This window comes from Thauera sp. SDU_THAU2 (assembly GCF_038260575.1).
In the GTDB taxonomy this organism is placed as follows: Bacteria; Pseudomonadota; Gammaproteobacteria; order Burkholderiales; family Rhodocyclaceae; genus Thauera.
In genome coordinates, this window is the sequence record NZ_JBBWUN010000003.1 from 2,268,985 (window position 1) to 2,294,396 (window position 25,412).

The 25,412-nt window shown below is 68.9% G+C and carries 15 protein-coding genes and 2 pseudogenes; 4 read left to right on the plus strand and 13 right to left on the minus strand.

What is annotated here, in order from left to right; all coding sequences use genetic code 11:
- The first annotated feature begins 72 nt into the window (after nt 1-72).
- From AAFL97_RS12065 to AAFL97_RS12075, 3 genes and pseudogenes are all read left to right on the plus strand, one after another.
- Nucleotides 73-486, plus strand: coding sequence for a YchJ family protein (locus tag AAFL97_RS12065; protein WP_341645127.1), 414 nt, complete (start codon nt 73-75; stop codon nt 484-486).
- A complete protein-coding gene (locus AAFL97_RS12070) occupies nt 483-866 on the plus strand; it encodes a DUF6394 family protein (protein WP_341645128.1) in 384 nt (127 codons plus the stop codon). The genes AAFL97_RS12065 and AAFL97_RS12070 overlap by 4 nt, the downstream gene beginning before the upstream one ends.
- 52 nt (nt 867-918) lie before the next feature.
- Nucleotides 919-2,616: pseudogene (locus tag AAFL97_RS12075) on the plus strand (potassium channel family protein); the annotation flags it as partial.
- A 33-nt stretch (nt 2,617-2,649) separates the two neighbouring features.
- Here the strand turns inward: AAFL97_RS12075 and AAFL97_RS12080 are convergent.
- A complete protein-coding gene (locus AAFL97_RS12080) occupies nt 2,650-2,877 on the minus strand; it encodes an RNA-binding S4 domain-containing protein (protein ID WP_341647150.1) in 228 nt (75 codons plus the stop codon).
- Nucleotides 2,878-2,969: 92 nt separating this feature from the next.
- On the opposite strand from AAFL97_RS12080, the gene AAFL97_RS12085 reads away from it, so the two are divergent.
- Entirely contained in the window at nt 2,970-3,878 is a 909-nt protein-coding gene (locus tag AAFL97_RS12085; protein ID WP_341645129.1) for an ATP adenylyltransferase family protein, read from the plus strand.
- On the opposite strand, the gene AAFL97_RS12090 is transcribed toward AAFL97_RS12085, so the two are convergent.
- The 12 genes and pseudogenes from AAFL97_RS12090 to AAFL97_RS12145 form a co-directional block, all read right to left on the minus strand.
- Nucleotides 3,879-4,268 carry a YkgJ family cysteine cluster protein gene (locus AAFL97_RS12090; protein WP_263461174.1) on the minus strand — a complete coding sequence of 130 codons (390 nt, stop codon included), beginning with the start codon at nt 4,266-4,268 and terminating at the stop codon, nt 3,879-3,881. It abuts the gene before it with no gap.
- A 77-nt stretch (nt 4,269-4,345) separates the two neighbouring features.
- The gene (locus tag AAFL97_RS12095; protein ID WP_341647151.1) at nt 4,346-4,936 is read right to left on the minus strand and encodes a reverse transcriptase domain-containing protein; all 591 of its coding nucleotides are present in this window, start codon (nt 4,934-4,936) and stop codon (nt 4,346-4,348) included.
- Nucleotides 4,937-5,152: 216 nt separating this feature from the next.
- Entirely contained in the window at nt 5,153-6,073 is a 921-nt protein-coding gene (locus AAFL97_RS12100; RefSeq protein ID WP_341645130.1) for a helix-turn-helix transcriptional regulator, read from the minus strand.
- Between the two features lie 86 nt (nt 6,074-6,159).
- Nucleotides 6,160-6,969, minus strand: coding sequence for a serine O-acetyltransferase (cysE, locus tag AAFL97_RS12105; protein ID WP_341645131.1), 810 nt, complete (start codon nt 6,967-6,969; stop codon nt 6,160-6,162).
- Between the two features lie 26 nt (nt 6,970-6,995).
- Nucleotides 6,996-7,145, minus strand: coding sequence for a hypothetical protein (locus AAFL97_RS12110; protein ID WP_341645132.1), 150 nt, complete (start codon nt 7,143-7,145; stop codon nt 6,996-6,998).
- Complete coding sequence (locus tag AAFL97_RS12115; protein WP_341645133.1) at nt 7,099-8,865, minus strand: saccharopine dehydrogenase NADP-binding domain-containing protein; 1,767 nt, start codon at nt 8,863-8,865, stop codon at nt 7,099-7,101. Before AAFL97_RS12115 ends, AAFL97_RS12110 begins: the two co-directional genes overlap by 47 nt.
- Nucleotides 8,862-10,025: a saccharopine dehydrogenase NADP-binding domain-containing protein gene (locus AAFL97_RS12120; RefSeq protein ID WP_341645134.1), complete on the minus strand. Its 1,164-nt coding sequence runs from the start codon at nt 10,023-10,025 to the stop codon at nt 8,862-8,864. The genes AAFL97_RS12115 and AAFL97_RS12120 overlap by 4 nt, the downstream gene beginning before the upstream one ends.
- 45 nt (nt 10,026-10,070) lie before the next feature.
- A complete protein-coding gene (locus AAFL97_RS12125; protein ID WP_341645135.1) occupies nt 10,071-10,901 on the minus strand; it encodes a thioesterase II family protein in 831 nt (276 codons plus the stop codon).
- Entirely contained in the window at nt 10,886-15,532 is a 4,647-nt protein-coding gene (locus AAFL97_RS12130) for a non-ribosomal peptide synthetase (RefSeq protein ID WP_341645136.1), read from the minus strand. The genes AAFL97_RS12125 and AAFL97_RS12130 overlap by 16 nt, the downstream gene beginning before the upstream one ends.
- Nucleotides 15,529-17,547, minus strand: a complete 2,019-nt coding sequence (locus AAFL97_RS24670) for an amino acid adenylation domain-containing protein (RefSeq protein WP_445954536.1) — start codon at nt 17,545-17,547, stop codon at nt 15,529-15,531. The genes AAFL97_RS12130 and AAFL97_RS24670 overlap by 4 nt, the downstream gene beginning before the upstream one ends.
- 109 nt (nt 17,548-17,656) lie before the next feature.
- Nucleotides 17,657-22,198: pseudogene (locus AAFL97_RS24675) on the minus strand (AMP-binding protein); the annotation flags it as partial.
- Complete coding sequence (locus AAFL97_RS12145; RefSeq protein ID WP_341645139.1) at nt 22,198-25,185, minus strand: salicylate synthase; 2,988 nt, start codon at nt 25,183-25,185, stop codon at nt 22,198-22,200. The gene AAFL97_RS12145 and the pseudogene AAFL97_RS24675, both read right to left, overlap by 1 nt.
- Between the last annotated feature and the right edge of the window lie 227 nt (nt 25,186-25,412).

Consider the following 25,412-nt stretch of genomic DNA (forward strand, 5'->3'; position numbering starts at 1 on the left):
CCGCAATTCTACTCCCTGCCGGCACCTTGGAGCAGAATGGTGGCCTCGACTGAGGTATAGCATCCCGAGCCGATGAAAACGACACCCTGCCCTTGTGAATCGGGCCAGCCTTTCGCACGCTGCTGCGGCCCGCTGCTCGCCGGCGAAAGCGCCGCCGCCAGTGCCGAAGCCCTGATGCGTTCGCGCTACACCGCCTTCACCCGGCGCGATGCCGCCTATCTGCTGCGCACCTGGCACGACAGCACCCGCCCGGTCACGCTCGACCTCGACGAAGATCCCACGCCGAAATGGATCGGCCTGAAGATCCTGTCCCGCAGCCAGCCCGACGGCAACAACGCGCAGGTCGAGTTCCTCGCCCGCTACCGCGTCGGCGGCCGCGCCCGGCGCCTGCACGAAAACAGCCGCTTCGTCCGCGAAGACGGCCTCTGGTACTACGTCGATGGCGACATCGACGACGGCACTGCCGAAGGAGAAGCACGGCAATGAACCTCGAGAAAGTCATCTTCGGCTTCTTCATCCTGCTCGCCGCGACGCTCAATTTCGGCTTCTTCGTCGGCGAAGTCGACAACCCTGCGCATCATGACGTCTATGAACTGTTCGCCGCGCTGGTGGTGAGCCTGATCGCGACAGTGCTGAAACTCGGCGATCGCACCCAGATCGGCGCCGTCCATCTCGCCACCAGCCTGGTGGCCGATCTGCAGCTGATTGCCGCGGCGATGGTGTGGGGCTATGCCGTGCATGTCTCCGGCGCCGGCCTCACTGCCGCGGCCACCGCCAACGTGGTGTCGCTGTCGGGCGGCGCGCTGCTCGCCAACCTCGTTTCGGTGGTGATCCTGATCGCCGAAACGATCATGCAGCGGCGCTGATCCGCTGCGATGAAAGACGCAGCCGCTGGCGCGGCACCACGGCATCTTTTTCCTGATCCTGCGGCGGCTGCGTGCGCCGCTGATCCTGCTGATCGTCATCATGGCGGTGTCGGTGCTCGGTCTCACGCTGGTGCCGGGCGTCGGCGAAGACGGCCAGGCCACCTACCTGAGCTTCTTCCACGCACTGTACTTCATGAGCTACACCGCCACCACCATCGGTTTCGGCGAGGTCCCGCACACTTTCTCCGAGCAGCAGCGGCTGTGGGTGATGTTCTGCATCTACATGTCGGTGGTCGGCTGGGCCTATACGCTCGGCACGCTGTTTTCGGTGCTCTCGGACCGCAGCCTGCAGCAGGCCATCGCCACCCAGCGCTTCGTGCGCGCAGTGCGCCGCCTGCGCGAACCCTTCTATCTCGTCTGCGGCTACGGCGAAACCGGCCGACTGATCTGCGACGCACTCGACCGCATGCGGCTGCGCGCGGTCGTCCTCGAAGTCGACGGCGGCAAGGCCGGCGATATCGGCCTGCGCAACTTCGCCGCCGACGTCCCCGCGCTCTGCGCCGATGCCTCCAACCCCGAAGTGCTGCGCGACGCGGGCCTCACCCACCGGCATTGCGCCGGCGTCATCGCACTGACCAACGACGACGCCACCAACCTCGCCATCGCCATCGCGACACGGCTGATGGCACCGAAGCTGGCCGCGCTGTGCCGCGCCGAGCACCGGGCGACCTCGGCCAACATGGCCTCCTTCGGCACGCGGCACATCATCAACCCTTTCGAACGCTTTTCCGGCACGCTCTCCACCGCGCTGCACGCGCCCGCCACGTCCCAACTGCTGGGCTGGCTGACCGGCCTGCCCGGCAGCACCGTCGCGCGCCGCCGCAGTCCGCCGCGCGGCTCGTGGATCGTCTGCGGACACGGCCGCTTCGGCCACTGGATGGTCGACGCGATGGATGCCGAATCGCTGCCGGTCACCATCATCGACCTCGGCGAACCGCCCGATGGCGCGCATCGCTGGGTGCAAGGCGACGGCACCGGCGCGCAAGCCCTGCTCGAGGCCGGCGTGCAGCAGGCTTCCGGCATCGTCGCCGCCACCAGCTCGGACATCGACAACCTGTCGATCGCGGTCACCGCACGGGAACTGAACCCCGAGCTGTTCGTGATCCTACGGCAGAATCTCCAGGTAAACCAGGTCCTGTTCGACACTTTCGAATCGGACATCACCGTCGTGCCGAGCGAAATCGTCGCCCACGAATGCCTCGCGATCCTCGCCACGCCTTTGCTGGAACCTTTCCTGCGCGACATCCAGGGCCACGACGACGCCTGGTGCGCCGAGCAGCTCGAACGCCTGACCGGCCGCTTCGGCTGGGAAGTACCGGAAGTCTGGAGCGAGCGCGTCAATCTGAGCCGCGCCCCCGCCCTCCAGCGGCACCTGATGCGCGGCGAAACCATCACGCTGGACCAGGTTCTTCGTTCGACGACTGACCCCGGCAGCCATCTCGACTGCGAAGTGCTCTACCTCGAGCGCGACGACGACGACCATCTGCTGATGCCGCCACCCGGCACCGCGCTCAGGCCAGGCGATGAACTGCTGCTGATCGGCAGGCGCCAGGCCCGCGACGCCTTCGCGCTCAACATCGCCTACGAGCACACGCTCGCCTGGCTGCTGACCGGCCGGGATCTGCCTGGCGGCTGGATCTGGCGCAAGCTGTCGCGCCGGGGCGCACAGTCATCGAGGCCGCAGCTACCCTGGAGGTCCGTGCCGGCGCCATCCGTGCCACGTTCAATTCCCGTCCTCGCCGGCAACCAGGACGATTTCCTCGCCGGCGAACTGCACCCGCTGGCCGGCACGCAGCTTGGCGCGCTTGCGGCTCTCCACCTTGCCATCGACCTTCACTTCACCGGCCTCGACCACCGCATGGGCAACGCCGCCCGAGCCCACCAGCGCGGTGGCTTTCAGCAATTGATCGAGCTGGATGTGCTCACCGCGCACGGCAAAGGAAATGCTCATGAAAAATTCCACCAAGGCCGAGCGGCGCCGGCCCGCCCGGGCCTGCGTCCGCTCATGTCAGAATGCGGCATTGTCGCCTGTACCGCCGTCCCATGACCAGTTTTCACGCCACCGCACCGCTCGACTGCCGCAGCGACGCCTTGCTCGACCTGTCCGGACAGACCATCCGCAACGCGCTCGCGACCGGCGCGCTGCAGCCGATCAGGACCGAAAGCACGCTGATCAGCGAAGGCGAATTGAGCTTCTCGGTCCGCTGGGTATCCTCGCTCGCGCTCAAGGACCAGGCCCGCGTCGCCAGTATCAGCGCGCGCCGCGCCGACTTCAACCCCTTCCTGCCGCCCGAGCCGGCGCTGACCGTCACCCATCTCGGTGACGGGCACATCGTCGTGCTGAACAAGTTTCCGGTCATCGACCATCACCTGCTGATCGTGACGCGTGCCTTCGAGGCCCAGACGGCGCCGCTGAGCACAGCCGATTTCCGCGCCCTGGCCACGATTCTCGGCCCGCAGGGCGGCCTCGGCTTCTACAACGGCGGCCGCATCGCCGGCGCCAGCCAGGCGCACAAGCATCTGCAATGGGTACCGGACTCGGCCCTGCGCGCCGACGACGGCTTTGCCGCCTTCAACCGACCGCTGCGCATCGACACACCGGGCATCGCCCAGTGCAACGCCGCCCTGCCCTGGCAACACGCCTTCGTTTGCCTGGCCGGCATCGACTGGTGCGATCCGGCAGCCGCCGGCCGGACCTTGCAGGACGCCTTCGCCACCGCCTGCCAGGCCGTCTCCCTGCCGCCGGTGGCCGATCCGATGCCGCCCTACAACCTGCTCGTGAGCCGCGACTGGCTGCTGGTGGTGCCGCGCCGGCTGGAGAAGTGGCAGGACATCTCGATCAACTCGCTCGGCTATGCCGGCTCGCTGTTCGTCCGCTCGCCCGCGCAGATCGAGCGCCTGCGCGCCGAAGGCCCGCTCGCGGTGCTGGCGGCGGTGGGCTTTCCGCCCTGATCAGGCCGCGTTCGGCAAGGGCGTGTGGGGCGAAGGCGCGTTGGGCATCGGTGCATGCGGCAGCGGCGGCAGGCCGATCGTTGCGCGCAGTTCGTCGCACTTCGGGTTCGGCCGGCCGTCGTCGAAATACACCGGGAATTCGCGGCAAGGCGTGGGCCGGTTCTCGTAGATCGTACAGGCGACCTGCTCGCCCACCGTGCCCGACAAAGCCGAGCAGCGCCGCGGCACCTGGTTGCTGCCTTTCATGCAGCGCATGCTGTGATTGAGCCTTTCGGTCATCCCCGCCGGCACGAAGCCGCCCGGCGCATCATCGGCTTCCGCCCAATAGAACGAGATGCGGAAATGGGTACAGCAGATGCCACAGGTGATGCAGGGGTTCGGCTCTTCCATGTTCGGGCTTTCGGCGGTGGAGATGCGGTCATGGGGCTGCCGGTTTCCCGGCAGGCGCGCATTCTAGCCCGCATTTCTCATGCCCCGACCGAGCAGGTCGATTTGGCGCTGACGGAGAGCGCGTTTGGACCGAAGCAATTCCAGGCAAAGGACGGACTTTCCGGACGAGCAACATACGCCAGCCTCACCAAACGGAGCGATCGGTCATCAGCACGGTCCGCAGGTGCGATCAGCCAGACGCCAAGCGTGCCTACGAGTCGCCCACAGCACAAATTTGCGCTCAAGATAGCGTAGCGTGGGGTACAGCGCGGACTTGTAGTCAAAGGTGTTGTACAGAAATGGATTGGGGTTGGCCAGCAGCGTACTGACGACAACGCCTTGCGGCGTGCCGCGGTCTCGCTGCTACTGACTGCCGTCCGACATCTGCACCGGTCCCTGAGCCAGCGCTCGATGTACAGCAACACCCATTTTTCCTGGGTGTGGCGGCGCACCGCGCGCATCAAGAAGTCGTGATCAATGTTGTCAAAGTATCCCTTAATGTCGAACTCGACAATCCAGTCGTGGTGCCAGCAGCGACTTTCCGCCACCGCCAGCGCCTGATGGGCGGATCTACCCGGCCGGTAGCCGTAGGAGTCCGGATGGAAGTGCTTCTCCAGTTCCGGCTCCAGAGCCTACTTGACCACCATCTGGGCGATTCGATCAGCCACCGTGGGGCCCCCCTGCGCCCGAGTACCTCCGTTCGCCTTGGTGGAGGCCCTTCGAAACTGGAGCGAAGACGCTCGTACAGCGATGCGAGACGAGTTCCAGAAGGTCAAGCATCGGCTAAACAGCCTCGAAACAATCACCTCTTACGGCAGGAGCGATACAACTCAGACACACAGCACTCAAGGTTCGACGCCGCCCAAGTGGTAATGGCGGCTCTGGCTCGGCAAACAACCGAACTGCTTGCGAAACGCGACACTGAAGTGGCTGATGTTGGAATAGCCCAGCATGACGGCAGTTTCGGTCACATTGTGGTTTGCCAGCAGTTGCCGTGCCCGACTCATCCTCTCTTCCTGGAAGAGTGCATAGATACTGCTACCGAAGAGACTCTTGAAACCCGTCTTCAATTTGCACTGGTTCATCCCTACTGCTTGTGCAAGCGCGGCAATCGTCGGGGGCATGCTCAGATCTGCCAGTAGCAGCGCTCTGGCTTTCTCGAGTTGCCGGCACTCGCGCGGCGCCGGGACCCTGCAGTGCTCGCATCCTTCGAATGCGGCCAAATGCCAGTGCAGGAAATCCATCGTGGCCGAATAGAGCAGCAAACGTGACCACGGACGCTCGCCCATCAGGCAGGTCAGTTGCGCACCCGATCGCATCGTTTTGCGGCACATCCCCGCACGGCGCACGAAGAAATCCGGACGATCGTCGATACCCAGGCGCAGGATGGTTTCTTCACCGGCTAGTTCGCGCAGCGTATCCAGCGTGACCATCACCGTGAGATTCTGGAAACGCTCGCAGTGCCTGACGCTGAAACATTCACCCGCGGAGAATCCGAGTGTCACATCCCCTTTCGAGTACGCCAAGCAATGCGGACCGACACGGCTTTCAAAGCTGCCCGCGAGTTGGCAATTGAAATGGAGATACTCGCAGTCCCCGGGAAAAGACCGGGCCTTCTCCTGTGCAGCCAAATCGCTCGCGGTGGTGTGACACACCATCAACCCCGGCTGAAGCGTGACCATCCTCTCACCAAGTGTGGGATCGAGAACGTTCGCTTCAGATGAATCGTCGAATGGCTCAATCTTCATTTTGTAAATGAAACTCATTATCAATGAAAGCCAAGACAATCCTAGTACAGCCGATCGAACAAGACAAGATTGCCTGCTTACTACCTACTCATGCCGATCACAAATCACGCCTCAGCATTTCCTTCGATGGATCTGGCCGGCACCCCAACCACCGTCGCGCCCGGCGGCACGGGCCGCAGCACCACGCTGCCCGCACCCACCTTGACGCCCTGCCCAATCTCGACATTGCCGAGCACCGTGGCGCCAACGCACAGCAGCGCGCCATCGCCGACCTTGGGATGGCGGTCGCCGCGCTCCTTGCCAGTGCCACCCAGCGTGACCTGGTGCAGAATCGAGACGTCGTCGCCGATCGCCGCGGTCTGGCCGATGACGATGCCGGTGCCATGGTCGATGAAGACGCGGCGGCCGACCGCTACCGCCGGATGGATGTCCACCGCGAACACTTCCGACACCCGGCTCTGCAGCATGCGTGCCGACAGGCGCTGCCCCGCGGCCCACAGCGCATGGCCGGCGCGGTGGCACTGCAGGGCATGGAAGCCCTTGTAGCACAGGAACGGCACTAGCGCGTTTTCCGCCGCCGGATCGCGCGCCAGCACCGCGGACAAGTCCTCCTGCGCGGCCGCCGCGATGCCGGGGTTCAGCGCCCGCGCCGTGTCGAAGCACTCTTGCCACAGCGCCGCCGGCAGCGCCGGAGCGGACAGCTTGCGGGTCAGCAGGTGCGCCAACGCGGTGAAAAAATCCGGCGACGCCAGCACGGTTTCAGCGACAAAGGCGCGCAGCGCTGGCTCAGCGACGCAGGTCGCGCGTGCTTCGCGGCGCAGTTGCTGCCACATGTCGGCCGCTGGCGCTTCGGCGGCGCAGCTGGTGCCGCCGCCGGCCGGCGCGTCCGTCTGGTGCAGCAGTCGGGGCGCCATCGGTGCGCACTCTCCGGCCGGCGCCATCAGTCGTCGGCGGGCGCACGCAAGGTGATCGTCGCGGTGCCGTTGTCCGCCGCCACCCACTCGATCGCCAACCCGCTGCGACCCGCCATGTAGGCCAGCGCCTCATGCTCCATCCGGCGCACCAGCGGCGGCAGTTCGGGGCAGCCCATGCGGATGAACATCTGCGCATAAGCGCAGTGGATAATCGCGCAGCGTATCTGTCGGCCTTCGTCCTGCACCGTGCAGCGGATCACGCCCAGTGCCTGGCAGCCCGCCATGAAGGCCAGCCAGTAGTCGCACACCGCTCGCCACGGCTGCGCGAAGACGTCGAACACGGTGGGGTCGGGCCACAGCCAGCGCATTTCCATGCGCCCGGTTTCCAGGAACATGCGCCCGTACAGCCGCAATGCCTCGTCCTGGCCCAGCAGGTCGCGCGCGCGCGAATAGCCGGCAGTGGAACATGCTGATGTCGCGCGTCACCGCCTGCCATTTGTGCGCCAGCGGGCCTTGCGCGCCCGCGCGCAGATCCGCGAACGCCCGGTAGTGGCGATGCCAGCGCCGCAGGAAGGAGACGATGAAGCCGAGCAGCGCCGGCCCCTTGCAACGGCGCCGCAGCGCGGCCCAGATGTCGGATTCCAGCAGATAGCGCTTTTGCAGCGGCACCATCTTGGGGTGCGCCGGCGCCGCGGTATACCAGTTGGCGCCGCAATGGCGCAGGCTGGCCACATCGTTACCGCTGAAGGCCTGCGCCCAGCCAAACTCCAGGCCCTGGCAGCGCAGCGCCGGCAGATCCGCCGTCCTGCCGGTGATACCCCGTTTGGCCAGATGGCCGGCCAGGCGCCGGCAGGTGTCATGCGACAACTGGTCGACGGCATATGCGCCGCGATAGTCCTGCAGCTCGCCGGCCAGCCACGCATCGGCCACCGCGCAGGCCATCAGCGCGGTCAGATCGTAGGACGACAACACCCCATGCACCATCAGCCCGCGTTCGGGCGCGCCGTCGGGATAGACCCACAGCACGGTGTCGGGGTCGGCGTCCTTCTTGCGCTTCATCGACTGCCCGCTGCTGTGGAAGCGCTTAGCCAGCCATGTGCGCATGTTCTCGGAGAGCCTGCGATTGGCCAGAAAGCGGGCCACGCCTTGCGACAGGTACTGGATGTGGTAGCGGGCGTCCAGGCTGTCGACCACTCCGGCCAGGGTGCTGCGCCCCGAAGCGAGGCTGGCTGTTTCCAGCGCGGAGAACGGAATGGTGTCGACCGGCTTGGCCTGCCCCGGAAACTGGAACAGTTGCAGGCCGTCCCGCCATGGCGTCTCCCGGGTGCGGCGCTGCCCGTGCTCCAGCACCTCGACATGATTGCTGAAGCTCGACAGGATCGCGTACGGGCTGCTCGGCCCACCCCCGTAGGCGGCACCCATGCAGGCGCGGATGTGGTAGCGGCCATTCGCGGCCGGCGCGGCCGCCGTCAGTCGGGTCAGCAGCAGGGTGGACAGGCCGGGCGTGAAACCCATGCCGGTGAAGATCGTGCGCCCCTTCTCTTTCGCCGTCTCGTGTAGCGCCAGCACCTGGTCGGCCACCGCCAGACTGTCGTTGATGTCGATGCAGTCGATGCCCGCCTCCAGGCACAGGCGGTGCGGCGCCACACCGTGGGCATGCATCGGCCCCATCGCCAGAATCGCCAGGTCGTAGTCGGCCAGTACCGCCAGCGCACGCTCGCGGTCACCGATGTCGAGCTGCACCGTCTGCCGCCGGCCCGGCCCGGCGGGCTGCGCGCCACGCGCGGCGCTGGCCACGCACAGCTCGGGGTAGCGCACGGCGAGATGTTCGACGATGCGCCGGCCGGTTTCGCCGCTGCCGCCCAGCACGATGATCTTCCTCGGCGCGCCGCTCATGCTGAGACCTCCGCCTCGGCCACGGCCGCGCCGCAGTCTTCGTACGCGATGCGCACCAGCCCCTGCGCCTGCAGCCGTTGCATGAAGCGCTCCGGCGGCACGGCCTCGTGCAGCATGAAGACGCCCGCCGCCGGCCCCTCGCCGTCCAGCAGGCACTGCGCCGCGATGCCGACCACGGTGCCGGTGGCGCGATAAGTGTCGCTCAGCACCAGCACGGCGCTGTCTCCGCCGCCCCCATCGTCAGTGCGATAGCGCAGCGCCGCGCGGATGCCATAGGCCGGCGCCTGTTTGCGCATGTCGCGCGCCGACGCGGCGACCAGCCAGCGCGCCCCCCGGTCCACGCCGCCGGGCGAGCGATACAGGCGCAGCAGCTTGGCCAGCAGGCACACCAGCGCCGCGCGCGGGCCGATGTTGGCGCCATACACGCGAGCCGTGCCGATGCCGTGCCGGCGCGCCAGGCGGACGATTTCCTCGGCATAGATAAGCATCGTCGTCACCGGGCCGATGGGCGCGGGAAACGCCACCTTGCTCGCCGCACGGCGCATCGGCACGCGTACCACGCGCTGCCCCTGCAGATGGCAGAAACCCCGGTCCTCGCCGAAGCCGCCGAGGCTGTTGACGATGTCCCAGGCCGAGTTATAGGTCCACGCGTCACGGCCGACGTAGTGCAGATCCAGTTGCGCCACGGCACGCCCGGCGGCTCGCGTCTCGATCAGCCAGTGTGGGAACAGCCCGGACAGGCCGGGCAGCAGACCGACGTTGATTATCAGCGGCACCTCGCTCGGCGCCTTCTGCTCGGCCGCTTCGAGGGCGTGCAGCAGCGGATCGTAGCCGCCGGCATCGATCAGCGGCGTGCGCGCCCGCTTGCAGGCCTGCGCGACGCGGTCGCCGACCACGCCGGACGGGCCGATGCACGAGACCACCAGGCGCGCCTGCGCGCAGGCCGCCTGCAAGGCCTCGGGCTGCGCGCTGTCGAGCACCTGCAGGGCGACGCGCTGTGCCCACGTCGGCGTCACCCAGGCCGGCAGCGTGCGCGCGCTGCGGCTGGTCAGCACGATGCGCGCCCCGGTGGCGGCGAGCAGGTAACGCGCCGCCTCCTGCCCGACGCGGCCGAAGCCGCCCAGAATCAGAACTTTTTCCTCGTCGTTTCGCTCGTTCATCGCCATCCGGTCCTGTGTCTGATCAAGTTGCCGCCCGCCCTGCCGTCACGGCAGCGGACTGTCGGCCGGGTGCCACGGCAGCCGCGCGGCGGCCAGGCGCGCCAGCCGTTTGCTCAGCGCCGGATAGCAGCCGGACAGATAGAAGTGGCCGCCGGGAAAGGCCTGCAGCGCGAAACCGCGCCTGCCGACGCGCGCCCAGGCGCGGGCGTCGTCCTCGCCCAGTTCGCCGTCTTCCCGCCCGATCAGTGCCAGCACCGGCACGTGCACCGGCGCGAACGCGGGCGGCGCGGCGGCATAGGTCTCGATCAGGCGGTAGTCGCTGCGCAGTGCTGGCAACACCAGCGCGGCCAGTTCCGGCGAGGCCAGCAGATGTTCGAGGCGCCCGTTCAGGCGCACGACGTCCGCCAGCAGCGCTGCATCGGCGGCGCTGTGCAGCGTGCCCGGACGGGCACGCCCCGGCCCCTCGCTGGCGGACACTGCCAACCCGCAGGGCAGTGGCAGACGCCGGCGCTGCAGCGCCAGACACAGTTCGTAGGCCACCGCCGCGCCCATGCTGTGGCCGAACAGCACATAGGGCTTGGCGAGCAGCGCCGGCATCTGCCCCAGCGCCTGCGCCAGCGCGGCCACCATTGCCGCCATGTCGTCGATGCACGCTTCCTCGATGCGCTCCTCGCGCCCCGGGTACTGCACCACCACCAGTTCTGCATCCTCCGGCAGCACCTTGGCCCACGGCTGGAAGAAGCTGGCCGATCCCCCAGCGTGCGGCAGGCACAGGATGCGCCACGCGGCGCCGGGCCTGGGCACGGGCACGCGGAACCAGGCGCGCGACGGTTGCCCGGCCGCCAGGCATGGCTCCAGATTCAGGCCGAGGGACATAGCGCCTCCTCGCCGCGCGCCGGCGCGCAGCAGCCGAAATGTCTCAGCAACGGCACGAAGTAGTGCTTGTCCACTTCGTGCGGCTGCAGGCCGTGCTCGCGCAACACCGCCTGCAGATTGTCGATGCGGTACTGGTGGTGCCCGCCCTGGCCGATGCCGTGCTTGAAGTAGCGGTTGATGAAGCCTCGCCCGAAGCTGTCGTCCAGACGCTGGTTCCAGCTGTCGAAGTCGAGCGCCGCGAAACGCCCGCCCAGTTCGTTGAACCAGCGGTAGATCTGCGCGCCGGCCAGGCTGGTGCGCGAGACCAGATGGAAGTTGTCGCCCTGCCTGACGATGTCGCGGCTGCTGATCATGCGGATGTAGTCGGCGACACGGTTCACCGGCGTCACGCTGATCAGGATCGACGATTCGGGGTAGGCCTGCACACTCAGGCAGGTGCGGAAGAACTTAACGAAGGCATCGTCGTTGATGAAGGGCTGTGCCTGCTCGCTGTCCCAGGTGATGGCGCCGGAGCGGAAGATGTTCACCTGCAGGCCGCGCGCACGCGCCGCGTAGAAAAGCTGCTCGGCCATGTACTTGGTGTGCTCGTAGGTCAACTCGGGCTTGTGCCACGGCGCGTCCGGCCCGGTCGCCTCGGGAATCGGCGGTTCGTCCTCGCCATAGGGCAGGCGGTAATGCACGCCGATGGTCGACATGTAGTGGATCGGCTTGCGCCGCCCGGTGGACGCCAGTTCGATGACGTTGGCCGAGCCCTGCACGTTGATCGGGTACAGCCCCGACAGCGGCGCGATCAGGCTGATCATCGCCGCCACGTGCACCACCTTGTCGATGCGCATGGTCAGCGCGTCGTAGGCCGCGGGCATCAGGCCGAAACGCTCGGAGGCGAGATCACCCGGCACGATGCACACCCGTTCGCGCTCCAGTTCCAGCGCCAGCCCCTTGTCGTCGGCCATCTGGCGCAGGCGGAAATAGCCGTTTTCCTCGTCGCGGCAGCGCAGCAGGCAATGGATGCGGTAGTCGGTGTGGCGCAGCAGGCTGCGCAGCACGTAGATACCCAGATAGCCGGTGGCGCCGGTCATAAACACTTCCGTGACGCCGTCGGCCGCCCGCGCCGACGCTGCCGACGCCAGGTTGCGCAGGGCTTGCGCCGCCAGCGCGTCGAGATCGATGCCGCGCCGGAAAGCCTCCTCCTCGTCCTCGGCGTCGCGCAGCGCGGCCACCATGTCGCGGAACACCGGGTGCTTGAAGATGAGGTCGATGTTCACCCCGAAGCCTTCTTCCGACAGCCGGTTGAGCAGACCTACGGCGCTCAGGCTGGAGCCGCCGATGATGAAGAAGTCGTCGTCGCGGGCAAGGCGCGCCACGCCCAGCAGTTCGCGCCAGATCGCGGCGAGTTTCTGCTCCAGCGCATCGTCGGCCCGCGGCGCCTCGAACACGCGCGCCGCCGCGCCGCCGCCCTGGAAGACCTGCGCCAGCGCCTTGCGGTCCACCTTGCCGTTGCGGCTCAGTGGAATCTCCGCCACCACTTCGATGGCGGCCGGCAGCATGTAGCGCGGCAGCAGGCTTTCCAGTTGGCGGCGCAACTGCGCCGCGAAGTCCGCCGCCGCGCCTTCATCAACCCCATCGCCCGACGGCTCGGCGGCAACCACGGCCGCAACTAAATCCAGCGGCTCGGCGCGCACCAGCGCCACCGCGCGGGCCACGCCCGGCAGCTTGGCGAGCGCGGCTTCGACGTCGCCCAACTCGATGCGGTGGCCGCGGATCTTCACCTGGTTGTCGGCGCGGCCGAGAATCTCGATCACCCCGTCGTCGCGGAAACGGCAGATGTCGCCGGTACGGTACAGGCGCTCGCCGGTGCGCGGATGGACGATGAAGTGCTCACGGGTGCGCTCGGGATCGTTGGCGAATCCCAGCGCCACGCCTGCGCCGCCGACCAGCATTTCGCCCGGCACCCAGTCCGGGCACGGTTCGAACCGCTCGTCGAGCACGTACAGGCGGTGGTTGCTCAGCGGCGAACCGTAGGGAATCGAGCGCGCCCCCGCCGGCACCTCGCCGATGCGGTGGTAGATGCAGGTCACCGAGATCTCGGTGGGCCCGCCCAGGCTGTTGAGCTGCAGGCCCGGCAGGCGCAGGCGCACCTGTTCGGGCAGCGTCACCGGAATCCAGTCGCCGGACACGAAGCCCAGCCGCAGCGACGACAGATCGCTGCCGTGCGCGAGGCTGGCCAGCAGCATCTGCATGTGCGCCGGCACCGAATTCCACACCGTCGCGCGGTGCCGCTCGATCGCCGCCACCCACTGAGCCGGATCGCTGCGCCAGTCGCCCTGCGGCAGCACTAGCGCCGCACCGGCGGTGAAGGTGCAGAAGATGTCCAGCACCGACAGGTCGAAGCTGTAGTTCACCAGCCCGAGCATGCGATCGTCGGCGTGGAGGCCGAATTCGCGGTTGAAGCCAACGATGGTGTTCAGTACCCCCTGGTGGCTCAGCATCACCCCCTTGGGCCGACCCGTGGTGCCGGAGGTGTACAGTACGTAGGCCAGCCGTCCGGCCGTGTCGCACTGCTCGCCGCGCGCGATCGCCTGCCGCAGCGCCTCGGCGTCGAGCGCCGTCCCCTCCTCCTGCTCATCCTCCACCTCGGCCGACAGCACGCGCAGCGCCGCGGGCCAGTCGCCGTCGAGGTGGTCGCGCTCGGTCACCAGCAGGCGCGCGCCCACATCGGCGAGGATGTCGTCGCGGCGCGCCCGCGGCTGGCCGACGTCGATCGGCACGTAGGCTCCCTCGGCCAGCAGCACGCCCAGCACCGCAGCGATCTGCGCCGGCCCTTTGTCGAGGAACAAGGCCACCGGCTCGCCCGCGGCGCAGCCGGCCTCGCGCAGGCGGTGGGCGATCGCCAGCGCCCACGCGGCCAATTGGCCGTAGCGCCACTGGCGCGCACCGCACAGCAGCGCAGGCCGTTCCGGCTGCGCCAGCGCATGGCGGCAAAAGCCGCCGTGCAGGTAGCCGCGCGGCAGCGGCGCATCCTTTTCGTGGTTGATGCGCTCGCGCTGCACTCGGGTGGCCTCGGGCAAGCTCACCAGCGCGGCGGCGGACCAGGCCGCCTCGTCCGCCGCCAGTGCGGCGATCGCCTCGCCGAAGGCGGCGAAAGCCTGCTCGATGACACCCGGCGGGAACACCCCGCAGCGCACGTCCCAATCCACGTGCAGGCCACCGCGGCGCTCGGTGGCCTGGCAGTCCAGCCACACCTGCGGGGTCTGGGTGATGCCGTAGTGCAGTTGCGCGTCGTGCATGAAGTCGTTGCGCGGCAGGTCGTCGCCGGCCACCCCCAGCGTGCTGGTGAATACCACCGGAATCAACTGGTTGTCGCCGCGCAGCCGCGACAGTTCGCGCAGCACCTCGATGCCGCTGAAGTCCGCGTGCGCCATGTCCTGCCACAGCCGGTGCTGCAGCGCGCCAGCGCGCTCGACGAAATTCGCCCCGCTGTCGCCGCGCACTTCGAGCACGTTGATGGCGATGAAATCGCCGACGATGCGCTGGATCTCGGCATGCAGCGCCGGGCGGTTGAACAGCGTCAGGTTGATGCAGAAATCGGGCTGCCGCGACCAGCGCCGCAGCACCTCGGCGAACACCTCCATCACCGCGCTGGTCGGCGTCAGTTGGTGGCGCGTGGCGATGGTGCAGAAGCGCTGCCAGGGCGCGCGCGGCAGATCGAAGCTGTGGCGCGCGAAGCTCGGCGCCCCCGCATCGACCACCTGCGCGGGCAGCGCGGCCTGGGCCAGCGGCAGTTCCGGCGCACCGGGCAGATCGGCCAGCCGTTGCAGCCAGTAGTCGCGGTGCGCCTGCAGGCGGGCCTGCGCGTCCGGGCGCTGGCGCCGCGCCCGTTGCGCCATCACCACGTCGCGAAAGCTCAGGCTCAGTGGCGGCGGCGTGCGCGCCGGCTGCCGGTAGCTTTCGCCCAGTTCGGCCAGCAGCAACTGGATGCTGGCGAAATCGGCGATCAGCAGATCGGTCGAATAGTGCAGGATCGCGCGCGCATCGTGCAGGCTCAGGCGCATCTCGTAGAGCGGCCAGCGTTCGGCGTCGTAGCGGCGGAAGGCCATCGCGCGGCGATTGGCGAGCACGGCCTGCTCGAAAGCCTGTTCGTCGCGTCCGCGCAGGTCGTCGCAGCGCAGCGGCGGCAGGCTGACGTGCTTCAGCACCCGCTGCTGGCCGTCGTTGCCGATCACCGCGCGCAGCATGTCGTGGCGCAGGATCAGGCCGTGCCAGGCCCGCTCCAGGCGTGCCGGGTCGAGCGGCGGCAGTGCCAGTTCGAGGTAGTTGTGGCAGCCGACCCCACCCAGCTCGTAGTTGTCGCGGCGGCCGACGATGTAGGCGAGCTGCAGGTCGGTGAGCGGGAAAGGCGCGTGGCGGCTGCCCGGATCGAGCTCGATGCCGTCGGCGGCGGCGGACAGATAGACGAGGCATTCGGCGCGGCGCGCCTTGAGCATGTCGCGCTGCGCAGCGCCCAGGGCGCCGGCCGGCGCCTTGAAGCGCAGCTGCCCCGCTTCGGCCCACAGCAGCACGCCGGCGGCGTTCAGCTCGGCGACCAGTTCGGCGATGGGGGTGTCGGCGGTGCGGATGGCGTGATCAGTCATAGTATGCCTTCTTCGATGAGTGCTTCTTCGTCGCTCGCCGCCGCGCCCAGGGCCTGCCACTGCTCGCGCACGTAGGCGGCCAGCGCGGCGAGGGTCGGAGACGAGAACAACACGAACAGCGGTACCGGCGCCGGGCTGACGCGCCGGCCGTGGAGCAGTTGCACGATGCGGGTGGCACGCAGGCTGTCGCCGCCGATGAGGAAGAAATCGTCGTGGCGCGAAACAGCGTCGCACTGCAGCACTTCCCGCCAGATCTCAGCCACCTGCGTCTCGAAGCGCCCCTGCGGCGGCGCGTGGGGGCGTACATCCGCGCCCCGTTCGCGCAACAGCGCCGCGACCGCCTTGCGGTCCACCTTGCCGTTGGCGCTCAGCGGCAGCTCCACCACCGCCAGCAGATTCGACGGCACCATGTAGTCCGGCAGCAACTCACCCAGCGCCGTGCGGATGGCTTCGTCTTGTTCGTCCCCGGCTGTCGGCACGTAGGCAGCCGCCAGCACTGCCGGCTGCCCCACCGTCGCCGCCACCGCGTGCGACACCTGCGCCAGCCCATTGAGCGCCGCCTCGATCTCGCCCAGCTCGATGCGGTGCCCGCGCACCTTCACCTGATGGTCCTCGCGGCCCAGGAACTCCAGCGTGCCGTCCGGCCAGTAGCGGCCTCGGTCGCCGGTGCGGTACCAGCGGCTGCCTTCCCGTTCCACGAAACGCTCCGCACTTAGGGCCGCGTCGCCGCAGTAACCCAGCGCCAGCCCCGCACCGCCGATCCACAATTCCCCCGCCACCCAGTCCGGGCAGTCCCGGCCCTGCGCATCGACCACCCGGTAGCGCTGGTTCGGCAGCGGCCGCCCGTACGGAATCGAACGCCAGTGCGACGGCAAGGGCAGGTGCACGTCGAAGGCGTTCGACCAGATGCCCGCCTCCGTCGCCCCGCCCATCGCCACCAGCTTCACCTCGGGGGCGCTGTGCGCCAGCAGCCGTGCCGGCAAGTCCAGGCCGATCCAGTCGCCCGACAGAAACACCTGTTCGAACGGCAGCCGCCGACCGTCCGCCTCGGCCATCACCAACAGCATGTCCAGCAGCACCGGCACCGAGTTCCACAGCGTCACGCCGTGGCGGTGGATCAGCGCCAGCCATGCGCCCGCATCGCGCCGCTGCGCTTCGTCGAGCACCACCACCGTGCCGCCCGCGCCCAGCACGCCAAACAGGTCGTATACCGACAGATCGAAGTCCAGCGACGACACCGCCAGCACCCGGCTGTGTTCGCCCACCCCATAGCGCGCATTGAGTGCGTCGATGGTGTTGGCCGCGCTCGCGTGCGTCATCGCCACGCCCTTGGGTGCGCCGGTCGAGCCCGAGGTGAAGATCAGATAGGCGCGCGCCTCCGCCGCCACTGCCACCGGACCCGGCAGCGGCGCGCAATGCCATGCCTCGTCCAGGTCCAGCCGCGTCGTGCCTTCGCAGGTCGCGTCATCGAGATGCGCCGCGTCGCCCAGCACCCAGCGGATGCCGGCACTGGCGTGGATCTTCTTCTGGCGCGCTGGCGGCTGATGCATGCCCACCGGCACATAGCAGCCGCCGGCGGCCAGCACGCCGAACACCGCGCATACCTGGTCGACACCGCGCGGCAGGCTCACTGCCACCGGCTCGCCCGGCGCCAGCCCGCGTTCGCGCAGCAGCGCGGCTACGCGCAGCGCCCGTTCGGCCAGTTCGCCATAACTCACATTGCGCTCGCCAGCGATCAGCGCGGTACGCGACGGCGTCTCCGCCGCCACGGCGAACAGCCCAGCATGCAGGGGCTGCGCCGTGTGCACCCAGTCGGTGCGATTGACCGCTTCGCGCACCGCCGCCTGGGTAGCCGGCAGCGGCAGCGACGGTACTTGCTGCCAGTGGCCCTCGTCTGCCGCCAGCCGTTCGAGCGACTGCATCAGCGCGGCGAACATGTCGTCCAGCAGACCCGCGGGGAACAAGGCGTCCACCGCATCCCAGGAAATCAGCAGTGCCCCGCGATGCTCGTACATCTGATGGTCCAGCCACACCTGCGGCGTCTCGGACAGCCCGCCGCCGGCCAGATCCGGGAAGGCTGCACGGCCGTGCCCATCACCACCCTCGTCGCCATCTGCATCGCTATCGTCGAACAGCTTGTCCGACATGCCCAGGGTGCTGGTGAACACGATGGGCAGCGCGGCGGCGGTCAGTTCCATGCCGCGCGCCCGTTCGCGCTGCACCCAGATCGAGGAAATCTCCCGGTGCGCCAGCGCCTCGGCGATCTCGCACTGCATCTGCTGCGCCTGCACCAGCAGGCTGGCACCGGGCGCCGGACGGCAGACGACCGGCGCCAGCGAGGTGAAGTCGCCGACCAGCTTGCCGACGTCGGCATGGACCGGCTGGCGGTCGAACAGAGTCAGGTTGAGGGTGTGCGCACCACCGCCGCTCCAGCGGCCGAGCACTTCGCCATATACCGCCAGGATCAGCACCGACGGGGTGATGCCATACCGGCGCGCCGAGGCTTTCAGGCGCTGCCAGGCATCTTCGGCGAGCCGCGCCGTGCGGCGCGAGAAGCGCCCGTCGACCAGAGCACGCGGATCGCAGGCCAGCGGCAATGTGGCCACCGGTGGCAGGTCGGCCAGCCGCGCCCGCCAGTAGCGCTCCGCGCGCGCCAGCGCCTCGGCATCGGGCCGTACCTGCATCACGTAATCGCGGAACGAGATGCCGATCGCCGGCAGCACGGTGTCCGGCGCCCGGTACAGCGTGGCCAGCTCCTGGATCAGCAGCTTGATGCTGTAGCCGTCCAGCGTGAGGTAGTTGAACAGCAGCCCCAGGCGGCAGCGCGGCGCGTCCCCGGTGCTGCCGGTCTGCCCTGGCCCGCCATAGCGCACGACGTGCGCGGCAAAGCTGAGCTTGTCCGCCTGCCGGGTATGCGCGTGCCACCATGCCAGCACGGCTTCGCGCGCGGCCTGCAAGTCCGCCGCGTCGGCCACGCTGACCGGCACGCCGCCGGCCTGGGCCGCCGGCACGATGCGCTGGCGGCCTTCGTCGTCGACCCGCGCGCGCAGCATCTCGTGGCGCGCCCGCAGCGCGTCGCAGGCCCGGCGCAAGCGCGGCAGATCAAGTTCGCCGCCGTCGAATTCCAGCAGGTAGTGGGTGCCGCAGCTCAGCGGCAGCCCTGGCGACTGCCCCATCCAGTAGGCACGCTGCACCTCGGTCAGCGGGAAGGGTTCGTGGCGCTGCGCCAAGTCGGCGCGGATCTCGATGCGGGGCACATCCGCCCGCTCGTGCAAGGCTGCCGCAAAATCCATCAGCGTGGGCTTCGCGAACAGCAGCCGCAAGGTCTGCTCCGCGCCCAGCCCCTGTTCGTGCAGCGCTGCCACCGCCTGGGTCGCCAGCAGACTGTCGCCGCCCAGCGCGAAGAAGCCGCTTTCGCGCCCGATGCGCTCGCAGCCCAGCACCCGGCACCACACCTCGGCCACGCGCTGCTCCCTGCCCTCGCGCGGCGGCGTCAGCACCGCTGGTATTTCACCCCCCGCGCCGTGCTCGGCCAGCAGCGCCGCGACCGCCTTGCGGTCCACCTTGCCGTTGGCGCTCAGCGGCAGCTCCACCACCGCCAGCAGATTCGACGGCAGCATGTAGTCCGGCAGCAGCTCACCCAGCGCCGTGCGGATGGCTTCGCTTGCGTCGTGTTCGTGACCGCTCGTCGGTACGTAGGCCGCCGCCAGCACTGCCGGCTGCCCCACCGTCACCGCCACCGCGCGCGACACCTGCGCCAGCCCGTTGAGTGCCGCCTCGATCTCGCCCAGCTCGATGCGGTGGCCGCGCACCTTCACCTGATGGTCCTCGCGGCCCAGGAACTCCAGCGTGCCGTCCGGCCAGTAGCGGCCCCGGTCGCCGGTGCGGTACCAGCGGCTGCCCTCCCCGCCTTCACCACACTCAACGAAGCGCTCCGCGCTCAAGGCCGCGTCGCCGCAGTAACCCAGCGCCAGCCCCGCACCGCCGATCCACAATTCCCCCGCCACCCAGTCCGGGCAGTCCCGGCCCTGCACATCGACCACCCGGTAGCGCTGGTTCGGCAGCGGCCGCCCGTACGGAATCGAGCGCCAGTGCGACGGCAGCGGCAGGCGCACGTCGAAGGCGTTCGACCAAATGCCCGCCTCCGTCGCCCCGCCCATCGCCACCAGCTTCACCTCGGGGGCGCTGTGCGCCAGCAGCCGTGCCGGCAAGTCCAGGCCGATCCAGTCGCCCGACAGAAACACCTGTTCGAACGGCAACCGCCGACCGTCCGCCTCGGCCATCACCAACAGCATGTCCAGCAGCACCGGCACCGAGTTCCACAGCGTCACGCCGTGGCGGTGGATCAGATCCAGCCAGGCCCCGGCATCACGACGCTGCGCTTCGTCGAGCACCACCACCGTGCCGCCCACACCCAGCACGCCGAACAGGTCGTACCGACAGGTCGAAGTCCAGCGACGACACCGCCAGTACCCGGCAGTGTTCGCCCACGCCATAGCGCGCATTGAGTGCGTCGATGGTGTTGGCCGCGCTCGCGTGCGTCATCGCCACGCCCTTGGGTGCGCCGGTCGAGCCCGAAGTAAAGATCAGATAGGCGCGTGCCTCCGCTGGCACCGTCACCGGACCCGGCAGCGGCGCGAAACGCCACGCCTCGGCCAGGTCCAGCCGTGTCGTCCCGTCACGAACCGCTTCATTCAGGTGGACCGCGTCGCCCAGCACCCAGCGGATGCCGGCGCTGGCGTGGATCTTCTCCTGGCGCGCTGGAGGCTGATGCATGCCCACCGGCACATAGCAGCCGCCGGCGGCCAGTACGCCGAACACCGCGCACACCTGATCGACACCACGCGGCAGGCTCACCGCCACCGGCTCGCCCGGCGCCAGCCCACGCTCGCGCAGCAGCGCAGCCACGCGCAGCGCCCGTTCGGCCAGTTCGCCATAGCTCACATTGCGCTCGCCGGCGATCAGTGCGGTACGCGACGGCGTCTCCGCCGCCACGGCGAACAGCCCTGCGTGTAGGGGCTGCGCCGTGTGCGCCCAGTTGGTGCGATTGACCACTTCGCGCACCGCCGCCTGAGCGGCCGGCAGCGGCAACGACGGCGCCTGTTGCCAGTGCGCCGCGTCTGCCGCCAGCCGTTCGAGCAGGCCGCAATAGGCGCGGAACATGTCGTCGATCAGGCCGTCGGGGAACAGACCCTCGACCGCGTCCCAGGCCAGCAGCAGGCCCGTCTCGTCTTCATAGACCTGATGGTCCAGCCACACCTGCGGTGTCTGCGACACCATGTAGCCCAGTTCGCCCAGCATTGCCTTGCAGGTGTCGCTGAGCAGGGGCGTGCCCAGGTTGCAGGCGAACACCACCGGCGCCGCGACACCCTCGGCGCGCCCGTGCTTGACCAGATCGCGCTGCACGGCGACCGCCGAATAGGCGGCGTGTGCGACATCCCGATGGAACTGCCGCTGGATGCGCCGCGCGCGCTCGGCAAAGGACACGGGCTTGCGGCAGTCGCAGCGCAGCAGCAGCAGATTGGTGAAATCGGCAACGGCGTGCTCGATGCCGGGATGCTCAGTCTGGCGGTCGAACAAGGGCATGTTGAGCAAGAACTGCGTATCGCCGCTCCAGCGCGCCAGCACTTCGGCATAGGCACTGGCCAGCACCATCGCCGCGGTGACCTGGTTGGCGGCAGCGAAAGCGCGCAACGATTGCCAGCGCGGCGCCGTCAGGCGGTGGCTGCGGCGCACGAAACGCGGCCGCCCGACGGCAGCCGGGGTCTTCGCCAGCGGCAGCCGCGGCCCGGTCGGCAGTTCGGCCAGGGCGTCCTGCCAGTAGCGCCGCGCCGCCTCGCGCTGCGGCCGCCGGCGCTCGGCCTCGATCGCCAGATAGCGGGAAAAGCGCCATGCCGGATCGGCCGGCGGCACTTCGCCGGCATAGGCGGCAGCCAGATCGCGCAGCAGAATGTGCAGACTGTGGACGTCGGCCACCAGCAGGTCGACGTTCACGTGGAGGCGCGTGCGCCCTCGCGGCAGCCGCGACAAGGCCAGCCCCGCCACCTCGCCGGCGTCCACCCGCAGGCGCCGGTGCGACAGCGCCTCCCTGAGCGCCAGCGTGCGCGCCTCGGCGTCCTCGGCCGGCAGCGTACTGAAGTCGTGCACCGCCAGCACCGGCGCCGGCAGCGCCTCATCGACGTATTGCCGGCCGGCGTCGGTGAAGCGGGTGCGCAGCATCGCATGGCGCTCGAACACCTGCCGCCACGCCGTCTGCAGCCGTACCTGGTCCACCCCGTGGCCATCGAGTTCCACGTAGGCATGGCAGCCGACGCCGCCGAGCACCTGACCGTCCTGGCGGCCGATCCAGTAGGCATGCTGTACGTCGGTCAGGGCGAAGGCCGAGTCAGGGCCGTCCTGCGCATCCGGCACGCCGGACGGCGGCGGTGCATCAACCGGCAACGGCGCGGCTTCGAGCAGGGCCAGCCAGTGGCGCAGGGTGGGCTGGGCGATCAGTTCGGCGAACGTCACCCTGGCGCCCCGGCTGCGCCAGGCATTCACCAGGCGCATGACGTGCAGGGAATCCAGCCCCATTTCGATCAGGTTATCGTCCTCGCGGCCGGCCAGCGGCACCGGCACCAGCGCCTGAAGCTGCGAGACGAGGGTCGTGGCGGAAGAATGCTTCATCACACCACCTCCGTGCCGACCGCCACCTTGGCCGGGCTCAGCACCAGGTGCTTGATCACGCAGCCGAGCTTCTCGTTGGTTTCCTCCAGTTCACGCTCGGGGGTGGACTGGGCGACCAGGCCAGCCCCCACCTGCAGCCAGCTTTCGCCGCCGCGCTGGTAGATCGAACGCAGCACCAGGGCGGCATCCATCGCGCCGTGGCTGTCGACGATCAGCACGCAGCCGCTGTAGCAGCCACGCGGCGTGCCCTCGTAGCGATGGATGGCGTCGATGCCGGCCCGCTTCGGAATGCCCGATGCGGTCACGGCGGGGAACAGCGCCTCGAACGCATCCCAGGCGTGCCGGCCTTCGCGCAGCCGGCCTTGCACGCGCGAGGCCAGATGCTGCACGCTGCCGCGCCGCGACACCGTCATGAATTCGCTGACACCGGGGTCGTCGCACACCGAGGCCAGTTCGTCGTGCGCCAGCTTCACCGACACCGCGTGTTCCGCCACCTCCTTGGCGTCGCACAGCAGCTCTTCGCGCAGCCGCGCTTCTTCTTCGCGGTTCGCGCCAAGTGCGCGGGTGCCCGCGAGCGGCTGGGTGCTGACCCGGCCGTCAGCGCTCACTTCCACCACCGTTTCGGGGCTGAAACCGGCCACCCGCAAGTCGCCGAGTTGCACCAGATAGGAGCGCGCCGGCGTATTGCGGGCGCGGCCGCAGCGATAGGTTTCCGGCAGGTCCACGCCGGCCGGCAGCGGAATGCGGCGCGACAGAATCACTTTCTGGTAACGGCGCGCGCTGATGTCCGCCACCGCGCCGCTGACACGGGTTTTGTAGGCCTCCTGCTGATGGCGGCGCAAGCTGTCCACCAGCGCCGCGTCGGCGGGCGCCGGCATGCCGCGCTCGGCCTGCCGGTCGGCCTGCGCCAGCGCCGCCTGCAGGCGCGGCAGCGCGGCCGGATCGATGGCGCGCAGCAGGGCCTCGCCGTGGCGGATGCGGACCTCGTATTCGGGCACGAACAATTCGAGCAGCGGGTCTTCCTGCGCCTGCACGTTCAGCCCGTGAAACACCCGCGACAGCTCGAAGCGCGCCACGCCGTAGGCGCGCCAATCGAGCACGTCGATGGCCTGCGTGGCGGCGGCGATGGCATCCACCAGGCGCGCCCGGCGGAACGTCTGGCGCGCCTGCCCGGCCCGCGTCAGCCACGCCTGCCCGGCGTCGGCGCCCAGCGTGACCAGGCGGCCCAGGCCGATGGACCATTCGTCCGGCTGTTCGTAAATCGTGTAATCGTCCGCCAGACCCGCGCGTGCCAGCGCCAGGCACAGATCGATGGGTGCGCGCTCGACCTCGACGCGGCATTCGGCATACGGGCGCGGCGCACCGATGGCAGCCTCATGTTCGGCTGCGGGCGGGCGCAGGGCCAGCGCGACCAGCCGCTGCGTGTCGATCTTGCCCACCGTGGTCAGCGGCCAGGCCGGCACCGCCAGCACCTGGTCGGGCTGCTTGTAGCGCGGCAGGCCGAGCGCGCCGAGATGGCGCTGCAGTTCGGCCAGCGTCGGCACCCGCTCGCGGCCGATCACCACCGCACAACTGCGTTCGCCCAGTCGCTCGTCCGGCACCGCCACCACCACGCAGCTCTCGACATCCGGGTGGGTACTCAGCGGCCGCTCGATTTCCGCCGCGCCGATCTTCTCGCCGGCCCGGTTGATCTGCTCCTTGACCCGCCCTTCGACGACGATGTTGCCTTCGGCGGTGAGGCGCACCAGGTCGCCGGAGCAGTAGAAGCCTTCTGCCGTGAAGCTGCGCGCGTTCTGCTCCGGCGCGCGGTAGTAGCCGCGGATGGTATAGGGGCCGCGCACTTGCAGTTCGCCGACCTCGCCAGCGGCCACCGGCCGGCCGTCGGCGCCGACGATGCGCACTTCATCGTCCGCGCACAACGGACGGCCCTGGGTCTGCACCACCGTTTCCCACGGATCGTCCAGGTGCGTGTAGCACAGCAGCCCCTCGGCCATACCGAACACCTGCTGCAGCCGGCAGCCCAGCGCCGGCGGAATGCGTGCGGCCAGCTCGGGCGCCAGGCGCGCGCCGCCCACCTGCAGCAGATCCAGGCTGGACAGATCGGTGCGGTCCCATTCGCGCGCTTCCAGCCACAAGGCCACCAGCGGCGGCACCAGTGCGGTGAAGCTCACCCCTTCGGCGTGAATCAGCGCGAAGGCTTCGTCGCTGCTGGGCGTTTTCGCCATCACCACCCGGCCGCCGACACTCAGCGTACCCAGGATGCCCGGGCAGGCCAGCGGAAAATTGTGCGCCGCCGGCAGTGCCGCCAGATACACCGCATCGCGCGACAGGCCGCACAGGCGCGCCGAGGCGATGGCGTTGTAGGCGTAATCGGCATGGCTGCGGGGAATCAGCTTGGGCGTGCCGGTGGTGCCGCCCGATAGCAGCAGCAGCGCGGTGTCGGTATGGGCCGGCGCGGGCAGCTCGCGCGGCGTTTCGTCCACTGCCGCCAGCGCCGTCCACGGGCCGGCGTCACCGTCGAACACGATGTGCCGCAGCGCAGGCTGGCTGCGTTTGACGCGCTCGGCCAGCGGCAGATAGTCGAAGCCCAGGAAGGTGCGCGGCGCCACGTAGGCGACCGGCTCGGCCAACTGGCAGAGCGCGGCGACGTCTTTCTCTCGATGCGCTGGCATGGCCATGATCGGCCAGGCACCGAGGCGCAGCAGGGCGAACAGGCAGACCACGAACGCGGCGTCGTTGGGCAGTTGCAGCAGCACGCGGTCGCCCCGGGCGACGCCGAGGCGGGCGAAACCGGCCGCCATGCGGTCGGCCTTCAGGTCCAGTTGAGCGTAGGACAGCCGCGTGGTCCCCGCCACCAGGGCGGTCGCTTCGCCATGCTGCGCGGCCCATTGCCGCAGCAACTGCCCGAGTGTGTGAGGCTGCCGGTAGCCCTGGCGCGCGTAATGCTGTTCGAGCGCATCGGCTTCGTGGTGGCGCGTATCCATCATGCCTCCTGCATTCATTAATGCAAATAATCATAAAAACACTAATGAAAATCATATACATCCACTTAAATAGGCGACTACTCGAAACGGGACAGGAAAACCCGTATCCGGCATACATTTCTGTAACGGCTGACGCCAGAGCCGCGATGTGAGGGATGTACGGGAGTGTTTGTCTGGCGGGGGAGGAGCCGAGGGTAAGAAGAAGGCGGCCGGGTCACGACACCCGCTTC

Coding starts and splice junctions, on each gene's coding strand:
- AAFL97_RS12065 (WP_341645127.1), top strand. CDS start 73: ATGAAAACGACACCCTGCCCTTGTGAATCGGGCCAGCCTTTCGCACGC.
- AAFL97_RS12070 (WP_341645128.1), top strand. CDS start 483: ATGAACCTCGAGAAAGTCATCTTCGGCTTCTTCATCCTGCTCGCCGCG.
- AAFL97_RS12080 (WP_341647150.1), bottom strand. CDS start 2,877: ATGAGCATTTCCTTTGCCGTGCGCGGTGAGCACATCCAGCTCGATCAA.
- AAFL97_RS12085 (WP_341645129.1), top strand. CDS start 2,970: ATGACCAGTTTTCACGCCACCGCACCGCTCGACTGCCGCAGCGACGCC.
- AAFL97_RS12090 (WP_263461174.1), bottom strand. CDS start 4,268: ATGGAAGAGCCGAACCCCTGCATCACCTGTGGCATCTGCTGTACCCAT.
- AAFL97_RS12100 (WP_341645130.1), bottom strand. CDS start 6,073: ATGAGTTTCATTTACAAAATGAAGATTGAGCCATTCGACGATTCATCT.
- cysE (WP_341645131.1), bottom strand. CDS start 6,969: ATGGCGCCCCGACTGCTGCACCAGACGGACGCGCCGGCCGGCGGCGGC.
- AAFL97_RS12110 (WP_341645132.1), bottom strand. CDS start 7,145: ATGGGCTGCCCCGAACTGCCGCCGCTGGTGCGCCGGATGGAGCATGAG.
- AAFL97_RS12115 (WP_341645133.1), bottom strand. CDS start 8,865: ATGAGCGGCGCGCCGAGGAAGATCATCGTGCTGGGCGGCAGCGGCGAA.
- AAFL97_RS12120 (WP_341645134.1), bottom strand. CDS start 10,025: ATGAACGAGCGAAACGACGAGGAAAAAGTTCTGATTCTGGGCGGCTTC.
- AAFL97_RS12125 (WP_341645135.1), bottom strand. CDS start 10,901: ATGTCCCTCGGCCTGAATCTGGAGCCATGCCTGGCGGCCGGGCAACCG.
- AAFL97_RS12130 (WP_341645136.1), bottom strand. CDS start 15,532: ATGACTGATCACGCCATCCGCACCGCCGACACCCCCATCGCCGAACTG.
- AAFL97_RS24670 (WP_445954536.1), bottom strand. CDS start 17,547: ATGTACGAGCATCGCGGGGCACTGCTGATTTCCTGGGATGCGGTGGAC.
- AAFL97_RS12145 (WP_341645139.1), bottom strand. CDS start 25,185: ATGATGGATACGCGCCACCACGAAGCCGATGCGCTCGAACAGCATTAC.